At 41.6% G+C, this 269-nt stretch carries 1 protein-coding gene; it reads left to right on the forward strand.

Going from position 1 to position 269, the window contains the following annotated elements:
- A partial coding sequence (locus MKD49_RS25970) for a PAS domain-containing protein (RefSeq protein WP_252697737.1) occupies positions 1-269 on the forward strand: 269 nt, incomplete at both ends.

Raw genomic sequence — 269 nt, forward strand, 5'->3', positions numbered from 1 at the left:
ATGAAATTTCAGGTATCCGTCCTTGGGATTGGAATATTAAAGATCGGCTCATTTCCCTGACCAATCACAAACAAGAAAAAGTACTTAAAAATTCCACAGAGCATCAACTTCAGCTTCAGTACCTAATTCATCCAAATGATATTGCCCCGTTTAAATCTGCAATGAAAAGTCATTTACGGGGTCATTCAGACCGCTATGAAGCGACTTACCGTGTGCAACACAATAACGGGAAATGGTACTGGGTACATGACACGGGACGCGTCATTGCT

Source organism: Herbaspirillum sp. WGmk3 (assembly GCF_023952535.1).
GTDB classification, from domain to species: Bacteria; Pseudomonadota; Gammaproteobacteria; order Burkholderiales; family Burkholderiaceae_D; genus Herbaspirillum; species Herbaspirillum huttiense.